The organism is Metabacillus malikii (assembly GCF_030813355.1).
Classification (GTDB): Bacteria; Bacillota; Bacilli; order Bacillales; family Bacillaceae; genus Metabacillus; species Metabacillus malikii.
Genome location: NZ_JAUSUD010000006.1, coordinates 15310 through 35902, shown reverse-complemented (window position 1 = coordinate 35902; position 20593 = coordinate 15310). Strand labels below are relative to the sequence as shown.

Here is a 20593-nt window from a genome sequence, read left to right as displayed (position 1 = left end):
GAGCCCCTACATAGTATAAAAAAGGGATTAGATTCTATACTTTGGGGTGCGCAATCATGATAAAAATAAAATACCATAAAAGTAATATAAACAGATTTTTAAATAACCAGAAAACAATCCAATTAAGTAATAAGTTTCTACAAAAACATAATATAAATACGAAAGAACTAATTGTTAAATTTGGATTATGGTCATATAGGTTAATAATTGAATTAAATAATGATTTAGCGGAGTATGAAATAAGTATCCATGATGGTCTTATGTTTAAAATACCTGAGTCCTTTTCTTATGAATATAAACTAGTCGACGACACCCTTCATATCGGACCTTTCATGGTATATATCGCTAAAAAGAGCTTTAGTCATTTAACGAAAAAACGTTTGAATCAATATAAACAAAGGTACGATGACAGTATATTTTGCGGAGGATTACTACTATTTTGTTCAAGCGACAGCATTGATATAGAAAAGCAAATAGTAAAAGGTTATTATTTTAATGAAAATAAAAAACAGTGGACCCTCGGTATTTTTCCATATCCTGATGTCGTCTTTAAAAAAATTAGGATACCGAAAGAGCAGCAAGCAAATTTATTACAAGCAACAAATAATAAATTATTTAATACAAATTCATTTAGTAAATATGACTTATGGAAAGTTTGCTCAATAGATAGTCGAATGAGAGAATATCTGCCTTATACAAAGTTATATAAAAGTTATGAGGATTTGGCGGAGATGCTACAATTATTTGATTCTGTCTATTTTAAGCCGGTCTATGGGATGCAAGGCAATGGAATATTTGTTGTTAAAAAAGAAGCAAATGGATATGTCATTAAGAAAGCTAAAAATGACCAGATAACTTGCAAGTCAATAGATGATGTAAATGTATATCTTGATCAATTATTAGAATCAAAGAAGTATTTGATTCAACAGGCAGTGCCAACCGTATATCGAGATAAACAATTTGATTTTAGATTTTATTTACAAAAAGATTATCAACAACAATGGGTTTGTCAAGGTATTATCGGACGAGTAGCCCAAAAGGATAGTATTATAACAAACTTAAAACATATCGCACACCTTACAGATGGAGTAAAAGCAATAAAAATCGCTTATAAAGTTGATGATGAGCAAGCAAAAGCCATATTGCAAAAATCAATTGAGATTTGTAAAAATGTTTGTCAAACATTGGATGAGAAATTAGGTCATTATGGTGATGTTGCATTAGATGTCATAATTGATGGGCATTATAAGCCATGGGTTTTAGAAGTAAACAATATGTATGGAAAAAAAAGTTTACAAGTTCTTAAAGAAAAGGAATTAATTAATAAGCTGAATTCCACACCTTTTGAATATGCGAAATCCCTTGCCGGCTTTTAATCACATTTATTATTACAAAACATAAGTTAAATTAGAAATTGCTTCTCAGCAATAATTTGTATATTTATGGCGGTGTTGAGTCAGGTAAGAATAAATATATGGGTGGATGAAGCCTCATAATCTCTTCATGTTGAAAATCACCACCCTTATCCTAGTTCAAGTAACGAGATGGCAGCAAGACGACTTTTATAAGAGTTACAATTTAATAGAATAATTAGTAATAACATAGATTTGATTTTTATAGCTGAAACCGATAAGATGTTAACTAGATTTACTTGGCATGAGAGGGGCAAGCGGATTGTGATAAATAGAACAGCACAGCCATTTTTAAAATGGGCTGGTGGAAAACGACAGCTACTTCCGGAAATAAGAAAATATCTACCAGAAGACTTTGAAGGAACGTACTTTGAGCCATTTATCGGTGCAGGTGCAGTGTTGTTTGAGCTACAACCAAAGCGAGCGATAATTAATGATATAAATTCCGAATTGGTAAACACCTATCTTACAATAAGAGACCATATTGAAGAATTAATTATAGACTTAAAAAAACATCAAAATGATAGTGAATATTTCTACAAGCTAAGAGATTTAGATCGAACAACTGACTATCAAAAGTTAACTACAATAGAGCGTGCATCACGATTAATCTATTTAAATAAAACCTGCTTTAATGGTCTTTATAGAGTGAATAAAAAAGGACAATTTAATGTACCTTTTGGCAAATATAAAAATCCAAATATCATTAATGAAGATGTCATTCGTGCAGTCCATGCCTATTTATCTAGTAACGATGTACAAATATTAAATGGAGACTTTGAAAAAGCAGTTATCACTGCTAAAAAAGGTGACTTTGTTTACATTGACCCGCCTTACGATCCTGTATCAACAACATCATCGTTCACTAGTTATAGTCTCGATGGATTTGGCAGAGCAGAACAGGAAAGGCTCCGGGATTTATTTGTTGAATTGGACAAGCGTGGTTGTCACATTCTCTTGAGTAATTCTGCTACAGATTATATAAAGGATTTATATCAGGACTTTCATATTGAGATTGTTGGAGCTACGCGAAGTATTAACTCTGTTGCCTCAAAACGTGGAAAAATTGATGAAGTCCTTGTGATGAATTATGTACCTAAATCAAGAGACTAATCGATATTATGAATTTTGACTTTCGTAGGTGTTAACAAAGTGGTCGTTGTCGGTTGCTTTCCTTCTGAACTAAGCTATTTAGCGTGGTATAGCGGCAACGTACTCAACATGTAAAGCAAAAGCAGTTCTGTTAATGAACATTACTGTTTACTTTCATACTTATGAATATAAGCTTTTTAATAGTATATTTTATTGTTAGATTAATGAATAACGTATATAATGGTTAGTTGTACGTCAACAATGAAAGATAACATAAAACGAAGATTCTTTCAAAGTGAAAGGAGCAAGAACATGAACGAACAACAACGTATAGATTCACAAAAAGTAACAGTGGCTGACAATTCAGCGGACAAAAAATCCGTGTCGGAAAAAACGTCGGCAGATTTCGCGAAATATTTTGAAAAAACATATCAACCTCCATCTTTAAAAGATGCTAAAAAGCGTGGTAAAGAAGAAGTACAATATCATAATGATTTTAAAATACCTGAACAATTTAAAGGTATGGGCCAGGGACGTAAGTTTTATATACGTACGTACGGATGTCAAATGAATGAACACGATACAGAAGTGATGGCTGGTATTTTCATGGCACTCGGCTATGAGCCAACAGACGGTGTAGAAGATGCTAATGTCATTCTCCTGAACACATGTGCAATTCGTGAAAATGCAGAGAATAAAGTATTTGGAGAATTGGGTCATTTAAAAGCCTTGAAAAAGGAAAAGCCTGATTTGTTACTAGGTGTATGTGGTTGTATGTCACAGGAAGAATCAGTCGTAAATCGTATTTTAAAAGTACATCCTTTTGTTGATATGATTTTTGGTACTCATAATATTCACCGTCTTCCAAATATTTTGAGTGAAGCGTATTTATCGAAAGAGATGGTTATTGAAGTTTGGTCAAAAGAAGGGGACGTTATTGAAAACCTTCCGAAAATACGTAAAGGGAACATTAAGGCGTGGGTTAATATTATGTACGGTTGTGATAAATTTTGTACGTACTGCATCGTTCCTTATACAAGAGGGAAAGAACGAAGCCGCCGTCCGGAAGAAATTATCCATGAAGTCCGTCAATTAGCTGCGCAAGGATATAAAGAGATTACGTTACTAGGCCAAAACGTAAATGCTTATGGAAAAGATTTTGAAGACATGAATTATGGTCTTGGCGATTTAATGGATGAAATTCATAAAATTGATATTCCGAGAATCCGTTTTACGACGAGTCATCCCCGCGACTTTGATGATCGCTTAATCGAAGTGCTTGCGAAAGGTGGCAACCTGTTAGATCATATTCATCTTCCAGTTCAATCAGGAAGTTCAGAAGTACTTAAAATTATGGCTCGTAAATATACGAGAGAGCGCTACTTAGAGCTTGTTCAAAAAATTAAAACAGCAATTCCTAATGCATCATTAACTACAGATATTATTGTTGGTTTCCCGAATGAGACAGATGAACAATTTGAAGAAACATTGTCATTGTACCGTGAAGTCGAATTTGATAGTGCTTATACATTTATCTATTCTCCACGTGAAGGAACACCAGCTGCAAAAATGAAAGATAATGTTCCGATGGAAGTTAAAAAAGAGCGACTTCAACGTTTAAATGCACTTGTTAACGAAATCTCTGCAAAAAAATTGAAAGAATATGAAGGGAAAATCGTTAATGTGCTCGTAGAGGGAGAAAGCAAAAACAATCCAGATGTTTTAGCTGGGTATACTGAGAAAAGTAAGCTAGTTAACTTTAGAGGACCGAAATCTGCAGTAGGACAAATTGTTAAGGTGAAAATTATAAAAGCTAAAACTTGGACACTTGATGGTGAAATGGTTGAGGAAGCGGTTGAGGTGATATAAATGACGAAGATATATACGAAGGAAGAAATCGTTGCAAAAGCTCGTGAGTTAGCCCAGATGATCTCAGAATCAAAGGAAGTCGACTTCTTTAAAAGGGCAGAAGCACAAATTAATGAAAATCAAAAAGTACGAGAAATGATCGCAAGTATAAAAAGTTTACAAAAACAGGCAGTTAATTTCCAACATTATGGTAAACACGAAGCTTTAAAGCAAGTTGAGGATAAAATTGATAAAATTCAAAATGAACTTGATAATATACCGATAATTCAAGAATTCCAAGAATCACAAATCGAAGTAAATGATTTACTGCAATTAGTATCTCATACGATTTCGAACAAAGTAACAAATGAAATCATTACATCAACGGGCGGGGATTTGTTAGCTGGAGAAACAGGCTCTAAAGTTCGTTCTTCATCAGGAAGCAGTTGTTCATAAATAAAAAAACGAAGAGGATATTCTCTTCGTTTTTTTATTTGTCAGCATCATAGCAACGATTTACTATTAATCATTTATGATAAGATATATAAAATTAATAACTAGAGCTCTTCTCATCTTCATCAATTGAAGGAGAGTATATACAATATTGATTTTTTCCATTTGCTTTTGCATAATACAATGCTTTATCAGACAATTTCATTAACGTGTCGATATCACTGCCATCTTTATGTGCAAAGGAAACGCCAATACTGCCTGTTACTGAAAAATCAGAAGCTAATTGGTGTGCGATATTTTTCGATAATTTTTCAATGTAAGGTATGATAGATTGTTCGTTTGTTTCGGGAATTAAGACTGCGAATTCATCTCCCCCCATCCTTGAAGCATGGGCATTTTCTGGAACTGACGAAACAATTTGTTTTGCTATCCGGATTAGTAACCGGTCACCTTCTAAGTGTCCATATGTATCATTTACCCATTTGAAACGGTCCAAATCAATGACGGCAAGTGCTACAACTGAATTCCCATTTTTAGAGGATTTTAATAAATTTAATGCTGCTTCGTGAAATGCAGTTCGATTACCTAAACCTGTCAATGGGTCATGATATGCTAAATATTTCAATCTTTTCTCATATAAAGTTTGACTTGTAATATCCCTAACAATGAAATAAATGAACTTATTATCATCAATTTCAACAGATTGTAAAGTGAGCTCGACAGTTATAATCCGACTTAGTGATGTTAAAACAGATAATTGATGTCGTTCTGTTGAATTAAAATGCTTAGATTGAAATTTATTTATAAAGCTTGAACGTTCATTTTCAACGATAAAGTTCGATACATTTTTACCGACAATCGTTTCCTTTCCTGCGACAACCATCTTGCAAAATGCAGGATTCACATCAATAATCCTCCCAGTTTCATCAAGTAACAGGATTCCGTTTGACGATATTTTATATAATAATTCATATTTATGACCGAAAGTAGTTAACCATTCAAAATGAACCATTGAATAACGAATAGTGTAGGCTAAAACAAAAATACCGTATGGTGCAATGAATGTTAAAGTTATACCGAAGAAACTACCTAGTGCTGAAATCGATACTGATACGATCATGGCTAAAACTGTTAAAATACACCCTTTAGTTAAGAATTTAAGCCTTCTCTTATAGATGTCACTACTTTCTTCTAAAGCAGCTCGTTTATTACCCATTATTAAAAAATAGACTGTCCAATAAACTGAATACATACTACAGCTGATTAATAAAATGACAAACGGGAGGCTAAAGCGGTCAAATCGACCAGTTGAAGTCTCAATCGTTTCAAAATTAAAAATAGATGGAAAGCTTATAATCAGTATGATCCCAATGAGTGGAGCGAGATAGAGATAATTACTGAGACCACGAAAATGAATGCTCGTTATTTTTTTATAAAAATAAATTGAAAATGACATCAGCACAAAACTATTATAATATTTCATAATTAAGGTAAAGTAATATGCTTGTTCTTTAGGTAAAATGCCAGCATGGTAATCTGATAAAAATACGATACTGATAAATAGTAATAATAATGCTGTCATTTGATGAAAACGACTCCGCGGAGAACGGAAAAACACTTCGCAAGCCATGCTAAATAAAAGTAAAAAAGGGATAAAGCTTGTGATGAATAAAAATAATGTCATGCTCATTCGTTGCACCTCGACTTACGAAATCCTATAAAGTTTATTTATAATATTACCATAAAGCTTAAAATTATTGTAAAGAAGTAATAGTTATAAATCTAGCTCACCACTAATCCTTATAATCACGAGTACTTGAGAAGAAATCACTCTAAAACGAAACCTAATGTAAAGGCGAAAATGTTTACGAAACAATTCCTTAATAACACCCAAATTTACGAAGGACTGGCACCAATTCTGATAATTAGGCACATTTTTTTAGTTGTGCGCATACAATGAATTATACCGTTAGATTTAAACAGCTAGCCCTGTCATTTTTGAATAAAATATTGAGCACATATGTTACTTGCCTAGCATAGGATTAAATGAAGATTCATTGAGGAGGTATGCTAGAATGTCAGAATACAGAGAGATTATTACAAAAGCTGTCGTAGCGAAGGGTAGAAAATTCACACAATGTACACATACAATATCCCCTTCGCAACGTCCTGCAAGCATTTTAGGTGGTTGGATTATTAACCATACTTATGATGCTCAAAAAAATGGTAAAACAGTCGAAGTAGAAGGTACTTACGATATTAACGTTTGGTATTCCTACAACGAAAATACGAAAACAGAAGTTGTCACTGAAAGAGTTGAGTATGTTGATGTCATCAAATTACGTTACAAAGATGATAATTTTATTGATGATGAGCATGAAGTAATTTGTAAAGCATTGCAACAACCAAATTGCTTAGAAGTGACCATTTCTCCTAATGGTAACAAAATTATCGTTCAGGCAGAACGCGAACACTTAGCTGAAGTTATCGGTGAGACAAAAGTATGTGTCCATGTTAAACCTAACGGTTGTGAGGACGAAGAAAATTGGGAAGATGAACTAGATGATGAATTTGAAGATTTAAATCCTGAATTCATAATTGGTGATGTAGAGGAATAACTAGGAGAGTATTCTCCTAGTTTTTTTTAGGGTTTTGTTGGGGACTTTTGTTGGGGACTGTCCCCAACAAAAGTCCCTATTTTTTAAGAAACAAGGTGATTTTGTAACTGTTGTCCAGCGAGCTTGTGATAAAGCACATGCTCAGCTAGTAATTCTTGATGAGTTCCGACACCAGTAATTTCTCCATCTTCTAAAACGACGATTTGGTCAGCATTAATAACAGTTGAGAGCCGATGGGCAATAATTAACGTCGTTCTGCCTTTCATAAGGTGCTCTAGTGCTTCTTGTACTAATCGTTCAGAACCTCCATCTAGGTTGGAGGTCGCTTCATCGAGTAATAAGATTTGTGGATTTCGAATTAATGCCCTCGCAATTGCGATTCTATGTCTTTTTCCTCCAGATAGCATAATACCTCTTTCACCAACTTCTGTATTTATTCCATTTGGTAATCGTGTAATAAACTCCATTGCATTTGCTTGTGCAGCTGCTTTTTCGATTTGCTGAATCGAGATGTCTTTATTGAGTCCATACGTAATGTTATCTAAAATCGTACCGGACATTATGGGGCTTTCTTGAGAAACATAACCAATATTGCTTCGCCACGATGCCAAACTAAAATCGCTTATGTTTTGATTGCCTAACAGGATGTCACCTTTATCTATCGGATAGAATTGTTCAAGAAGAGAAAATAGTGTTGTTTTGCCGCTGCCACTTGGTCCGACAATTGCGGTTGTTTTACCTGCTGGAATATGGAGATTATTATCTTTTAATATTTGCTCTTCATCAGAATAGGAGAAGCTAACGTTTTGGAAAATAATCGATTGATATAGATGATTCTCTACTTGATTAGATTTTTCACTTTTTTCGCAATTTATTTTTAATATTTGTTGAATTCGGTCTGTTGCACCCATCGCTTTTTGAAATGCGGTAAACGTGTAGCGATATGACTAAATGGAAGGACAATTTGAAACATGTAGATGATAATCGCAATTAAAGAACCAGGAGATATTGTACCGGAAGCTACTCGGACTCCACCGTAGCCGATTAGCAAAATTAATCCTCGATTTCTTCTGGCAAATCTTCAAGTAATGACTGTATCGGTGTCATTGCAGTCTCCTCAGCTAACTGGATATAGTCTTTAATGATTTCCTGTACGTTCATGTCTTGAGGATCCGTGCCGTATAATTTTTTTAATCTTTCTGTAATTTGGTAAAACTTCCTTTCCAACTCTTTTTGTTTGTCATTACTAATTTCATAAAGCTGTGTTACTTTTTCCTCATTTAAAATTGTCTTTAACCATTCCTTTTGTTCGTCCTCAAACTGCATATTTGTAATAAGGGACATGAATATAGTAGGGTCAATTTGTAGATTATTGTCAATTAAGTGCAAGGCATGATCTAACGTTTTAATAATTTTCTCTAATTGCTGTTTACGTTTTAACAGTTCTAATTTTTGGTACGTCAATGATTCCTGTAGATTCCATTATTCAGTTTGAATTAGTTTTTTAATCTCTTCTAAAGATAAGCCTAAATACTTTAAAGACAAGATCTATTGGAGTTCGATTAAATCTTTATCTGAATAATAGCGCCGACCTGTATCAGATACATATGAAGGGTTTAGAATATTGATTTCATCATAGTAGTGTAGAGTTCGAACTGATACGTTAGTCTTTTTTGAAAACTCCCCAATTGAATAGTTTGTATGCATACAACACACTCCTTAATGTCATCATCTTGCTCAATCTTATCTTAAATCCTCATGTCACGTTAGATGCAAGAGAAAATTCATATGTTCTTATAGCCTATTTAACTATTATTGTCATTCACAGAAATACCAAGATGTCGTCGAATTATGTTATAATAGGAAGTAAATTTTATCCCGGTGTAACCGTCCGAAAGACTCCCCTCTCAAAGGATGAAGTGTTCAGCAGAGATGTTTAGGTTAGAGATAACGGACGATAACAACCCGATTGGTTCAACTAACAATCAGTGGAGGATGAGCAAAAACCTCACTAATTGAAGTTACACTTTATAGAACGTTATTAGTGATATTGGAGGATTAACATGGCTACTTACACGCCTATGATACAGCAATATTTAAAAATTAAGGCAGATTATCAGGATGCCTTTTTATTTTTTCGTTTAGGGGACTTTTATGAAATGTTCTTTAATGATGCCATAAAGGCATCACAAGAACTTGAAATTACGTTAACAAGTCGCGATGGTGGTGGCGAAGAAAGAATCCCAATGTGTGGAGTTCCTTACCATGCCGCAGCAAATTATATTGAACAATTAATTGAAAAAGGCTATAAAGTTGCAATTTGTGAACAAACTGAGGACCCGAAACAGGCAAAGGGTGTAGTTAAACGAGAGGTAGTTCAATTAATTACACCAGGGACTGTGATGGAAGGAAAAGGAATTCAAGAAAAGGAAAATAACTATATTGCAGCGGTTACTCAATATGATAATCAATTTGGATTAGCATTATGTGATTTAACTACTGGAGAAAGTCTTGTTGCGTTGTGTTCCAGTTTTAATGAGTTAGTCGGTGAATTATATACAGTTGGTGCAAAGGAAATTGTCTTATCAAAAGAATTCCCTGAAAATTTGCGGAAACAATTGATCGATCGTTGTCAAGCAGCACTATCGTTTGAAGAAAATATAGATGTAGATGTAGATTTTATTAAGATAACGAAACAATTAAAGGATGAAAAATTAGTTCAAACATTTGCCCGTTTACTTACTTACCTACAACGTACACAAAAACGAAGTCTAGATCACTTACAAAACGTAACAGAATATTATTTAAATGATGCCTTGAAAATAGATTTATATTCTAAGAGAAATCTTGAATTAACTGAAACGATTCGGTCAAAGGGTAAAAAGGGCTCATTAATTTGGTTGCTAGATGAAACGAAGACAGCAATGGGAGGAAGATTATTAAAGCAATGGATAGGTAAACCTCTCATCAATCAAAAATTAATTGAGCAAAGATTATCTATGGTAGAAACATTGATGATGAATTACTTTGAGCGGGAAGATGTTCGTAACCTATTAAAAGAAGTCTATGACCTTGAACGATTAGCTGGACGTGTAGCATTCGGAAATGTGAATGCTCGTGATTTAGTCCAATTAAAAAAGTCGCTCTTACAAGTGCCTTTGATCGATGATATTTGTCAGTCGTTAAAAAATGAGCAGTTTCTAATTGATTCTTTAGATTCATGTAGTGACTTAACTGATATGTTAGAGGCAGCAATTGTTGACAACCCTCCTTTATCAGTAAAGGAAGGAAATATAATAAAAGATGGCTACCACCAAAAATTAGATGAATATCGTGATGCAAGTCGAAACGGTAAGACATGGATCGCCCAATTAGAGCAACAGGAACGCCAAAGAACAGGAATTAAATCTTTGAAAATAGGCTACAACCGTGTATTTGGTTATTATATTGAAATAACGCGAGCGAACCTTCATTTGCTGCCAGAAGGTATGTATGAAAGGAAACAAACGTTATCAAACGCAGAACGGTTTATTACACCAGAATTAAAGGAAAAAGAAACGCTTATTTTAGAAGCTGAAGAAAAGATTGTCGAGTTGGAATATGATTTATTTGTTACTTTACGGGAAAATGTAAAACAATTTATACCGCGCTTGCAAAATTTAGCAAAACATTTAAGCGAGCTTGATGTTTTACAATGTTTTGCAACAGTTAGTGAAAAGCGTCATTATACAAAACCTATGTTTTCACAAAAAGGAGAGGTCATCTTAAAAGAAGGTCGCCATCCTGTTGTAGAAAAGGTAATGGATGCGCAAGAATATGTTCCAAATGATTGCTTCTTTAATGAAGAGAGAAAGTTACTGCTAATAACTGGACCAAATATGTCTGGGAAAAGTACGTATATGCGTCAAGTTGCACTAACAGCGATATTAGCACAAATAGGGTGCTTTGTTCCTGCTACTAAGGCAGTTCTGCCAATCTTTGATCAAATTTTTACTAGAATTGGCGCAGCAGATGATTTAATTTCTGGTCAAAGTACATTTATGGTGGAAATGCTTGAAGCAAAGAATGCCATTGCACATGCAACAAGTCAAAGTTTAATCCTTTTTGATGAGATAGGCAGAGGCACATCAACTTATGATGGAATGGCATTAGCTCAGGCAATTATTGAATATATTCATGAACATATTGGTGCAAAGACATTATTTTCAACACATTACCATGAGTTAACCGTCTTAGAAGAACAGCTTTCCTCACTGAAAAATATCCATGTGCAAGCTATAGAAGAAAACGGGAAGGTTGTCTTCCTACACAAAATTGCCGAAGGTGCAGCTGATAAAAGCTATGGTATACATGTTGCAGAATTAGCGGAACTTCCAAAGGTTCTAATAAATAGAGCAAAAGAAATATTACAAGAATTAGAAGATAGTAGCAAAAAACTGCAAAAGTCAGAGGATAACAAGGTTGTCATTAAAGAAGAAGAAGACGTGATATCACAACTTTCATTATTTGAAGAGACACCAAAATCTTCTACAAAAAAAGCAACAGTTAATAAAAATGAACAAGCGATAATTGAACAACTAAAATCAGTTAATTTATTAGAAATGACTCCATTAGATGCAATAAATGAACTTTATCGATTACAGAAAAAAGCGAAACAATAGAGTTAGCTTTATAGGTGGTGAAATTAGTGGGGAAAATTATTCGCTTGGATGACCAACTCTCAAACAAAATCGCAGCCGGAGAAGTTGTAGAGCGACCTGCATCTGTTGTTAAAGAGTTACTTGAAAATTCCATCGATGCTAATAGTTCGGTTGTTGAAATTGACATTGAAGAAGCAGGCTTAAGTAAAATTCGCATTATTGATAATGGGGATGGAATTGAAGAAGACGATTGTCTAAATGCTTTCCATCGACATGCGACAAGTAAAATAAAGGATGAAAATGACTTATTTCGTATTCGTACATTAGGGTTTCGAGGTGAGGCATTACCTAGTATCGCATCTGTTTCTTTACTTGATATGAAGACTAGCACGGGAATAAATGCTGGAACAAATTTAGTTCTTACAGGTGGGAAAATTGAAAAACATGTAAAAACGACGAGCAGGAAAGGGACAGATATTACAGTCCGCAACTTATTCTTTAATACTCCTGCACGGCTGAAATATATGAAAACTGTCCATACAGAACTTGGGAATATTACGGATATTGTGAATCGTATTGCATTGGCCCACCCAGAAGTCTCAATTCGCTTAACGCATAATGGAAAAAAACTATTGCATACAAACGGAAACGGTGACGTGCGACAAGTTTTAGCGGCCATTTATGGATTAGCAATCGCTAAAAAGATGAAAAAGTTAACTTTGGAATCTTTAGATTTTACAGTCGAAGGTTATGTAGCATTACCAGAAATAACGAGAGCTTCCAGGAATTATATTTCAACTATCATTAATGGTAGGTTTATAAAGAACTATTCACTAGTAAAAGCAATTCAACAAGGTTATCACACATTATTACCGATAGGTCGATACCCTATTGTATTTCTACAAATAAATATGGACCCTATATTAGTTGACGTAAACGTTCATCCAGCTAAGCTTGAGGTTAGATTAAGCAAAGAAGCTGAACTGAATGAACTCATAACGAACGGAATTCGTGATGTTTTTCGTAACGAGCAATTGATACCGGCAGTTGAAACACCAAAAACACACCGTGTAAAAATCGATAATCAACAACAACAATTTACGTTTGAACACGGGAATACGCCAAAGCAAAGTCTAGAAACTGAATTAGTAAGACCGATAGTACAATCAGATACGCAATATAAAGACAATGTCATGATTACTCAAGAGGCTGCTATACCAAAAGAAGATTTTGTTTTTGAGACGTTTATAGAGTCTGCATTTAATGATTCAGATGTACTCCAACAATCAAACGAGCAGGAAACGATAGTTGAGGAAATTGACAAAAAAGATATTGATGAAACAAAAGAAAATCCCGTGAAAAATATAGGGGAACGTGTTCCACCCCTATATCCAATAGGACAAATGCATGGGACATATATATTGGCCCAAAATGATAACGGGTTGTATATTATTGACCAACATGCTGCTCAAGAGCGAATAAAGTACGAGTTTTATCGAGAAAAAGTCGGTGAAATTCATTCAGAGGTACAAGAACTATTAGTTCCCTTAACTTTTGAATATTCTACAGATGAGGCATTAGTTATAGAGGCACATTTAGATGTGTTGGCAGATGTAGGGATTTTCTTAGAGCCATTTGGTCGAAATAGTTACATTGTACGTTCACACCCACAATGGTTCCCTAAAGGTGAGGAGACGATCACGATTGAGGGAATTATTCAACAAGTACTTGATGATAGAAAGATAAACATAAAAAAGCTACGTGAGGATGCAGCAATTATGATGAGCTGTAAAGCGTCGATTAAAGCTAATCATCATCTAAGAAACGATGAAATTTTTGCATTACTGGAAACGTTAAGAAAAACTTCTGACCCATATACATGTCCACACGGTAGACCGATCATCATTCATTATTCAACATATGAAATGGAAAAAATGTTTAAGCGGGTTATGTAAATAATGATGGGCCAATAACAAAATGCTCCGATTGCATCGCTCAATTCACTAACTTTTATTGTATATTCTAAAAATGCTATAACGCATTTGTAAACTATATAGGAAATGGAAACCATTATCTACATCTCACCTCATCTTATTAAGGGGGAGCCTAAAAACCAGCCTCAATTATTAGAATGAGGCTGGTTTTTTGCGATTCAAATAGTTATCGTTATAACGAGAAAGATTCTCCACGGCCTTGCATCTTTTTGTTTCAATTACATTATAAACCAACAGATAGCTGCATTAACAGTTTATACAATTTATTTAAAAAGATTAATTGAGTAGATAAACTTATTGAGTAGTACAAAACGTAGATTAGGAACCCATTTTTCATAATTGAATACACTAGCAAAAAGAGAAAGGAACATCATTATGCTTGAACTACTGATTTATATGATGATTGGCATTTTTTATACAGTCTATAAACTCAAAGAGTTAAAGCGTTATGAAATTATCCTTGTTAGTGTATTGTGGCCACTTGACTTTTTATTAAACTTTATTAAACTAGTAGATTCTGTTAAGAATCGGAATAGACAACTATAGTCTTGTATAGAACATAAATCATCATCCTCATAATATGGGGATGGTGAGATATATTAAGTTAATAATAATATTATTATGTAAACTAATGGTTTCTATAGAGTAGAAAAATATGGAAAATATAGTGTTTAAGTTAACATTAAATTGGAAACAATAATCTGGTGCTCAGTTAATTCACATGGTAAGATGAGGATTAATAATCTATTGTTGTGAAAGAGTGATTGTAATTGAATAAAGAGAAACTTGTCGTCATCATAGGGCCAACTGCAGTTGGTAAAACCCAGATTAGCATTGACTTAGCACACCGATTAAATGGAGAAATAATAAGTGGAGATTCCATGCAGCTTTATCGGGGGATGGACATAGGAACGGCAAAAATTAAAACTCATGAAATGGAAGGTATACCACATCATTTAATCGACATAAAAGAACCTGATGAAGGATTTTCAGTGGCGGAATTTCAATCAATGGTCAGACCGTTAATACGGCAAATCTCAGAACGAGATAAATTTCCAATGATTGTTGGTGGAACAGGCCTTTATATACAATCTGTCATATATGATTATCAATTTTCTGAAGCACCTTCTGATCCTTCATATAGAAGTCACTTAGAGGAGCGATTGAAAAATGAGGGTGAATTAGCTTTACATAAAGAACTGTCTACGGTAGATCCAATAGCTGCACATAAAGTTCACCCGAATAATAGTAGAAGAGTCATCCGTGCACTTGAGATTCACCATTGTACAAATAAGACAATGACAGAATACATAACTAGTCAAACCGAGGAAGCATTATATGATGTGGCATTAGTTGGTTTAACAATGGACAGAGAAGTATTATATAATCGTATTAACAGCCGAGTCGATATGATGATCGAGGAAGGCTTAGTTGATGAAGTGAAAAGGTTATATGATAAAGGATTACGTAATACTCAAGCAATCCAAGCTATTGGTTATAAAGAACTTTATGATTATTTTGATGGTAAACTTTCCTTAGATGATGCAATAAATTTACTAAAACAAAATTCACGAAGATATGCAAAAAGACAATTGACGTGGTTTCGAAATAAAATGAATGTGAAATGGTTTGATATGACCCCACAAATAAATTATCATGAAAAGGTAGAGGAAATTTTTACATATTTAGCAGGAAAGCTACAACTTAAATCGAATAAATAAGTTATAGAGAAAAGAGGAGGACGAAGCATGAAACAATCTGTGAATATCCAAGACCAATTTTTAAATCAATTACGTAAAGATGGTACATTTGTTACCGTATTTTTATTAAATGGTTTTCAGTTAAGAGGCCTAATTAAAGGTTTTGATAATTTTACTGTATTATTGGAGACAGAAGGAAAGCAACAGTTAATTTATAAACATGCAATTTCTACTTTTGCTCCACAGAAAAATATTCAATTAGACCTAGAATAGTAAAAAAAATGTATGTAATCCTGGGAGCTGTCGTTTAACGGACAGCTCCTTCTCTTATCTACGGAAGTTTATAGTTAATTAGTTCCTATATATATTCGCAAAAATAAGTCCCATTACCCACCGTGAATAAAGTGTAGTACAAAAGAAGTGATTTCTCTTTCTTGTTAGAAGTTAATGACTATATGCTGTTGAGTCGGATGATTGAGATTTTTTTATTAAAATGAGATAACATAGAGGCTGAGACAAAAGGTTTTAAAGACAAGAAAAATACGAACTATTAGATGAGATCTCAATTCAACCTTCGTGTTGTTTATACAGGGTTGACGTTCTGGTTGATTTCCGCTGCAGTACTCGCTTTCCGCGGGGTGGGTGGTGAGCCTCCTCGGAGTAAACTCCTGTGGGGTCTCACCTCTCCCACGCATCCCGCAGGAGTCTCGCACTTCCGCTCCAATCAACCTTGACAGAATTCGTAACATTAGACCCTAAAAATAATGTTCGTATTTAACTAGGTTATTTTTGTTATGTCCCAGCCTCTTACTGAAATCAGAGCATTCACAAGTTTAATTATGACCTTCAAGATTAAAATCGGAACTAAATAAAATTTACCCCCTATAGATGTGTACAAAACTTAGTTTTAAAATCAAATGTGATGAATATATATAAAAGAATCGACTTTTCATTTATTAGAGAATATAGGCTGGGACATAACTAAAAACAACACGAAGATTATATTGAAGTCTCATCTAATAGTGAGGATTTTTCATTTATATAAAACTATTGTCCCTGCCTCTAACGACTCTTTCCTAAATAGGGTTGTTTTGATACTAAATTTTATTAGGATAACTTGATCCTATATGTGAGACGTAAGTACGTACAGATGTCATGACAGCAAGATGGTTATCACTGCTGTCCATCAAAGTTGTAACACTGTACAAGGAATTCGAACTCTGCGACATAGTAAAGTAGAGTCAAAGATGTACGTGACACTGAACAAACTAAAATTATAAACTTTTAGGCAGACCTCGAATATAGATTTTTAGATTGTGAGGTGAGCATCTCTTGGATAGGGACCGCGCAGTTACTTATAAAACAAATGGCCAAATCAATATCATATTAAATAATCAAGTAAAAGATATTGAGGAAAAACGTTCGACCTCTTCGTATGATATAAAGATTCCAAAGGTAGAATCAAAACATAGCATCCTTAAGGAAATAGAAGATGAAATGAGTTCATTAGTTGGAATGTCAGAAATGAAAAAGATGATAAAAGAGATTTATGCTTGGATTTTTATAAATAAAAAACGGGAAGAACAAGGATTAAAGGCAGGTAAGCAAGCGCTTCATATGATGTTTAAAGGTAATCCGGGTACTGGTAAAACAACAGTTGCTCGTTTAGTTGGTAAGTTGTTTCTTCAAATGAATGTTTTATCAAAAGGACATCTAATTGAAGCTGAACGAGCCGATTTGGTTGGTGAGTACATTGGCCATACTGCACAAAAAACGCGAGATTTGGTAAAGAAGGCTCTTGGAGGTATTTTGTTTATTGATGAAGCCTATTCGTTAGCAAGAGGTGGAGAGAAAGATTTCGGCAAAGAGGCTATCGATACATTAGTTAAACATATGGAGGATAAACAGCATGACTTTGTTCTTATTTTAGCTGGCTATCCGAAAGAAATGGATAACTTTCTTTCGTTAAACCCTGGTCTTTTATCAAGGTTCCCCTTAGTTGTCGACTTTCCTGATTACTCAATCGACGACTTAATGGAAATTTCACAGCGAATGATCTCTGAAAGAGAGTATCGCTTTAGTGAGGAAGCTAAACTAAAATTAAAGGATCATCTCATGTATATAAAGTCAAATGTTCCACCTTCCAAGTTTAGTAATGGCCGTTATGTAAGAAATATCATTGAGAAGTCCATTCGTTCCCAAGCAATGAGATTATTACTCCATGATAAATATACTCGTGATGACTTATTAACAATAAAAGGTCAAGATTTGGTAATAGCTGAACATCAATTAAAAAATAACGAGATTGGCTCAAGTTTATGAGTCAATCTTATTAGATTGGTCAGTTCTTTTAGATTATCAGGTTTCATATATACATATACTAGGTTAGTTATTTTTTTGGAGGTTAGGATGAAAGTAAAAATACTTATTCTATTAAGTTTAGTAAGTGTCTTGTTCATTCTTTATTTGTATATGTTAAACCCAGTCTCTAAACAAGTTGCAAAACAACAACCAGTTGAAAGTGAAGAAACGGATACTCCTTATAAAACATTTGAATATGTGATTACAAACATTGAAGATACAGTCTATTACGGAGAATCCTTAGATGGAAATACTAAAATTTCCTTTAACATTAAAAATGTAAAAGCACCAATAGATGGAGATTTAAAGATAGGAGATAAAATACTCGCTTATGTTGAATCCGAAAATCATATAAAAGGGATAGTGAAAATAGAAAAAATGGATAAGTAATCGTTGATAGCAAGCTATTTTTGGACAATCATCCGTCTTCCGCTTGGCTTATTTTACAAGCGCTTAAAACAAATATTACCGGCTTAAATTTGTGCAATAAAATGAAATGTGGAAAAGTGGGAAGCTTAGTGGTTTTTAGTAAGAATGAGCATGAAATTAATACTTCCCACCTAACCTTGTAGCAAGTCTATTAATTTTTTTCAGTCCTCTAACATGCATGCAGTTGTTTCGGATTAACCAACTTTAAACCGCTTGTGATTATTTTTCATAAGGGGTGAATCTGCGATTGTTAAAGGATTCACTATCATCCTCGGTTTCTTCTGAGTAATTAGTAATTATTCCTTTGTTTTCAGTTTCATTTTGTTCTGAATTCTCGCTTATATCCTGATTTATAGGAGTTCCTGATATATCTTCCAACACAGTATTTCCTTTTTCATCCTCTCCAGAACTAGGTTGTCTTTTTCTACGGAGATTCATTTTGAAATAACCTCTACCATTTTCAGGATTAGATAAAACCCCTAAAGATACAAGGATCCCTAGTATAACAGTTACATATGTTTCCCATTTTGTTAAGTCAATTTTATACCCCATATCATTTAACACCATATAAATTAACGACGTAATGGAAACCCATAGTCCGTAATTTTTCCATCTCATTAGACTAACACATCCTCTTTTGGATTTTCGATTATAATAATTTATTCAAAAAAGGATTTGATGTGAATTATTGTAGAATACTGTTTGGTGGAGTAAGTACTTTAATATATGTATGTGTTAGAATGTGCTTCATAAAATAATAAGTTAAAAACGGAAAAATATATATGTAAACGCTTACAGAATAAAAAGAATTGTGTTAAAATAGGTTGTAAGAGGTGATGAATAATGAATAATGTTAAATTATTTATTGAAGAGCTTAAGTTTGTAGTTGAAAATGAATTAATTATCAACAAGTATGTACTAGAACAATTACATGATAGCTTTAATTTAAATCCTGTACTAATAACACGTATATATCATCTTTTACTTAAAAATAAGCAGGTTCTTCCATTTGTATATGATATAGAGGCAGAAATATATGATTATTTAGTGAGTGAAGAAATGGCTGATAATAAGACCTTCTACGGTGCTACTACACATGTTGCAAATCAATTCGGGTCGAGTCAAACTTATATAAAGTGGAAATTAAATCAATCTAAAACTACCCTTCGCAAGCATGATTCTCAAATGAATAGACTAACGAGTGAGTTTTCTTGATAAGATCGTAGTGGGATAACTAGTGAGATATGTGCTTAAAAAATTCATTAACTTCATATATATGTAGAATAGACGGAAATTGGGTCATCAGATAATTTCCGTCTAGATGTTGGATGAAATATGATTGAAAATACAATGCCTAACTATTCAAGGATTTTTTTAGTGACTGTTGTTTTATAGGAGATTGTAATCTTCTATTTGGTAACCTCCAATTAAAAGTGTATGAGAGGACCCTAAGGATAACGATACCAACAAATAATAGATATAATTCATAAGGATTTTTTACAAGTTCAAATCCAATAACTAAACCTACTAAAATTGCCCAGAAAGCGTATATTTCAGCTCTTAATACTAAAGGTTTTCTTCCTGCTAGCAAATCCCTAATCATTCCACCCCCACTTCCAGTTAGTACCGCTGCAACAACAACTGCACTTGTAGGGTGATTCATTTCAACTGCGTACAATGCGCCTTGAATGGCGAATGCAGAGAGGCCGATAGCGTCTGTAAAGTTTCCCCATTTATGCCAATGTTTTAATAATTTGTTTGGAAAGAGAAAGACAATCGTCATTGCAAACAACGCTATTTGAAATAGTAAGCCCTGCTCCCATAAAGCTGTGACAGGTACTCCAATTAAGAGGTTTCGTACTGCTCCTCCACCAAACGCTGTAACAATCCCTAAAATATACACCCCTAAAATATCATATTCTTCCTCCATTGCGACGATAGTGCCACTAATTGCGAAGGCAATGGTTCCAATGATGCTTAAAACTTCCCATGTCAAAATTTTATCCCCCAAACGATACATTTCTATTATTTGAACTGATTTTAAAT

At 33.9% G+C, this 20593-nt stretch carries 18 protein-coding genes and 1 pseudogene; 13 read left to right on the top strand and 6 right to left on the bottom strand.

Translation table 11 applies throughout. The annotated features are described in order from the left end of the window. Nucleotides 1-56: 56 nt before the first annotated feature. The 4 genes from J2S19_RS07880 to ricA all read left to right on the top strand — a co-directional run bounded on the left by J2S19_RS07880 (nt 57) and on the right by ricA (nt 4808). On the top strand, nt 57-1376 hold the full coding sequence (locus J2S19_RS07880; protein WP_307339718.1) for a YheC/YheD family endospore coat-associated protein: 1320 nt from the start codon (nt 57-59) through the stop codon (nt 1374-1376). A gap of 258 nt (nt 1377-1634) precedes the next feature. Beyond that, entirely contained in the window at nt 1635-2525 is an 891-nt protein-coding gene (locus J2S19_RS07875; RefSeq protein ID WP_370875096.1) for a DNA adenine methylase, read from the top strand. Nucleotides 2526-2816: 291 nt separating this feature from the next. Next, complete coding sequence (gene miaB, locus J2S19_RS07870) at nt 2817-4373, top strand: tRNA (N6-isopentenyl adenosine(37)-C2)-methylthiotransferase MiaB (RefSeq protein WP_307339715.1); 1557 nt, start codon at nt 2817-2819, stop codon at nt 4371-4373. Continuing rightward, a complete protein-coding gene (gene ricA / locus J2S19_RS07865) occupies nt 4374-4808 on the top strand; it encodes a regulatory iron-sulfur-containing complex subunit RicA (protein WP_307339711.1) in 435 nt (144 codons plus the stop codon). Between the two features lie 94 nt (nt 4809-4902). Here ricA and J2S19_RS07860 read toward each other — a convergent pair whose 3' ends face one another. Next, nucleotides 4903-6387 (bottom strand): sensor domain-containing diguanylate cyclase, encoded by a 1485-nt coding sequence (locus tag J2S19_RS07860; RefSeq protein WP_307339709.1) that lies wholly within the window; start codon nt 6385-6387, stop codon nt 4903-4905. 493 nt (nt 6388-6880) lie between these two features. On the opposite strand from J2S19_RS07860, the gene cotE reads away from it, so the two are divergent. Beyond that, on the top strand, nt 6881-7423 hold the full coding sequence (cotE, locus tag J2S19_RS07855; protein WP_307339707.1) for an outer spore coat protein CotE: 543 nt from the start codon (nt 6881-6883) through the stop codon (nt 7421-7423). A gap of 83 nt (nt 7424-7506) precedes the next feature. Here cotE and J2S19_RS07850 read toward each other — a convergent pair. From J2S19_RS07850 to J2S19_RS07840, 3 genes and pseudogenes are all read right to left on the bottom strand, one after another. Beyond that, nucleotides 7507-8480, bottom strand: a pseudogene (locus J2S19_RS07850) (ABC transporter ATP-binding protein); the annotation flags it as partial. Further along, nucleotides 8477-8887 carry a hypothetical protein gene (locus tag J2S19_RS07845; protein ID WP_307339704.1) on the bottom strand — a complete coding sequence of 137 codons (411 nt, stop codon included), beginning with the start codon at nt 8885-8887 and terminating at the stop codon, nt 8477-8479. The gene J2S19_RS07845 and the pseudogene J2S19_RS07850, both read right to left, overlap by 4 nt. 84 nt (nt 8888-8971) lie before the next feature. After that, nucleotides 8972-9130: a MerR family transcriptional regulator gene (locus tag J2S19_RS07840; protein ID WP_307339701.1), complete on the bottom strand. Its 159-nt coding sequence runs from the start codon at nt 9128-9130 to the stop codon at nt 8972-8974. A gap of 356 nt (nt 9131-9486) precedes the next feature. Here J2S19_RS07840 and mutS point away from each other — a divergent pair, with 356 nt between their 5' ends. The 7 genes from mutS to J2S19_RS07805 all read left to right on the top strand — a co-directional run bounded on the left by mutS (nt 9487) and on the right by J2S19_RS07805 (nt 18508). Continuing rightward, nucleotides 9487-12084 (top strand): DNA mismatch repair protein MutS, encoded by a 2598-nt coding sequence (mutS, locus tag J2S19_RS07835; RefSeq protein ID WP_307339698.1) that lies wholly within the window; start codon nt 9487-9489, stop codon nt 12082-12084. A 26-nt stretch (nt 12085-12110) separates the two neighbouring features. Further along, on the top strand, nt 12111-14018 hold the full coding sequence (mutL, locus tag J2S19_RS07830) for a DNA mismatch repair endonuclease MutL (protein ID WP_307339694.1): 1908 nt from the start codon (nt 12111-12113) through the stop codon (nt 14016-14018). A 414-nt stretch (nt 14019-14432) separates the two neighbouring features. Next, entirely contained in the window at nt 14433-14603 is a 171-nt protein-coding gene (locus J2S19_RS07825; RefSeq protein WP_307339690.1) for a hypothetical protein, read from the top strand. Between the two features lie 224 nt (nt 14604-14827). Then, nucleotides 14828-15778 (top strand): tRNA (adenosine(37)-N6)-dimethylallyltransferase MiaA, encoded by a 951-nt coding sequence (miaA, locus tag J2S19_RS07820; protein ID WP_307339687.1) that lies wholly within the window; start codon nt 14828-14830, stop codon nt 15776-15778. A 27-nt stretch (nt 15779-15805) separates the two neighbouring features. Then, the gene (hfq, locus tag J2S19_RS07815; protein ID WP_307339685.1) at nt 15806-16030 is read left to right on the top strand and encodes an RNA chaperone Hfq; all 225 of its coding nucleotides are present in this window, start codon (nt 15806-15808) and stop codon (nt 16028-16030) included. Nucleotides 16031-17089: 1059 nt separating this feature from the next. Next, the gene (gene spoVK, locus J2S19_RS07810; protein ID WP_307339682.1) at nt 17090-18079 is read left to right on the top strand and encodes a stage V sporulation protein K; all 990 of its coding nucleotides are present in this window, start codon (nt 17090-17092) and stop codon (nt 18077-18079) included. An 87-nt stretch (nt 18080-18166) separates the two neighbouring features. After that, complete coding sequence (locus J2S19_RS07805) at nt 18167-18508, top strand: hypothetical protein (RefSeq protein ID WP_307339679.1); 342 nt, start codon at nt 18167-18169, stop codon at nt 18506-18508. 258 nt (nt 18509-18766) lie between these two features. On the opposite strand, the gene J2S19_RS07800 is transcribed toward J2S19_RS07805, so the two are convergent. Continuing rightward, nucleotides 18767-19165, bottom strand: a complete 399-nt coding sequence (locus tag J2S19_RS07800) for a hypothetical protein (protein WP_307339676.1) — start codon at nt 19163-19165, stop codon at nt 18767-18769. Between the two features lie 225 nt (nt 19166-19390). Here J2S19_RS07800 and J2S19_RS07795 point away from each other — a divergent pair, with 225 nt between their 5' ends. Then, nucleotides 19391-19762, top strand: coding sequence for a hypothetical protein (locus tag J2S19_RS07795; RefSeq protein ID WP_307339674.1), 372 nt, complete (start codon nt 19391-19393; stop codon nt 19760-19762). A gap of 139 nt (nt 19763-19901) precedes the next feature. Here the strand turns inward: J2S19_RS07795 and J2S19_RS07790 are convergent, their stop codons facing one another. After that, nucleotides 19902-20543: a trimeric intracellular cation channel family protein gene (locus tag J2S19_RS07790; protein ID WP_307339672.1), complete on the bottom strand. Its 642-nt coding sequence runs from the start codon at nt 20541-20543 to the stop codon at nt 19902-19904. Nucleotides 20544-20593: the final 50 nt, after the last annotated feature.

Coding starts and splice junctions, on each gene's coding strand:
- J2S19_RS07880 (WP_307339718.1), top strand. CDS start 57: ATGATAAAAATAAAATACCATAAAAGTAATATAAACAGATTTTTAAAT.
- J2S19_RS07875 (WP_370875096.1), top strand. CDS start 1,635: ATGTTAACTAGATTTACTTGGCATGAGAGGGGCAAGCGGATTGTGATA.
- miaB (WP_307339715.1), top strand. CDS start 2,817: ATGAACGAACAACAACGTATAGATTCACAAAAAGTAACAGTGGCTGAC.
- ricA (WP_307339711.1), top strand. CDS start 4,374: ATGACGAAGATATATACGAAGGAAGAAATCGTTGCAAAAGCTCGTGAG.
- J2S19_RS07860 (WP_307339709.1), bottom strand. CDS start 6,387: ATGACAGCATTATTATTACTATTTATCAGTATCGTATTTTTATCAGAT.
- cotE (WP_307339707.1), top strand. CDS start 6,881: ATGTCAGAATACAGAGAGATTATTACAAAAGCTGTCGTAGCGAAGGGT.
- J2S19_RS07840 (WP_307339701.1), bottom strand. CDS start 9,130: ATGCATACAAACTATTCAATTGGGGAGTTTTCAAAAAAGACTAACGTA.
- mutS (WP_307339698.1), top strand. CDS start 9,487: ATGGCTACTTACACGCCTATGATACAGCAATATTTAAAAATTAAGGCA.
- J2S19_RS07825 (WP_307339690.1), top strand. CDS start 14,433: ATGCTTGAACTACTGATTTATATGATGATTGGCATTTTTTATACAGTC.
- hfq (WP_307339685.1), top strand. CDS start 15,806: ATGAAACAATCTGTGAATATCCAAGACCAATTTTTAAATCAATTACGT.
- J2S19_RS07805 (WP_307339679.1), top strand. CDS start 18,167: ATGAAAGTAAAAATACTTATTCTATTAAGTTTAGTAAGTGTCTTGTTC.
- J2S19_RS07800 (WP_307339676.1), bottom strand. CDS start 19,165: ATGAGATGGAAAAATTACGGACTATGGGTTTCCATTACGTCGTTAATT.
- J2S19_RS07795 (WP_307339674.1), top strand. CDS start 19,391: ATGAATAATGTTAAATTATTTATTGAAGAGCTTAAGTTTGTAGTTGAA.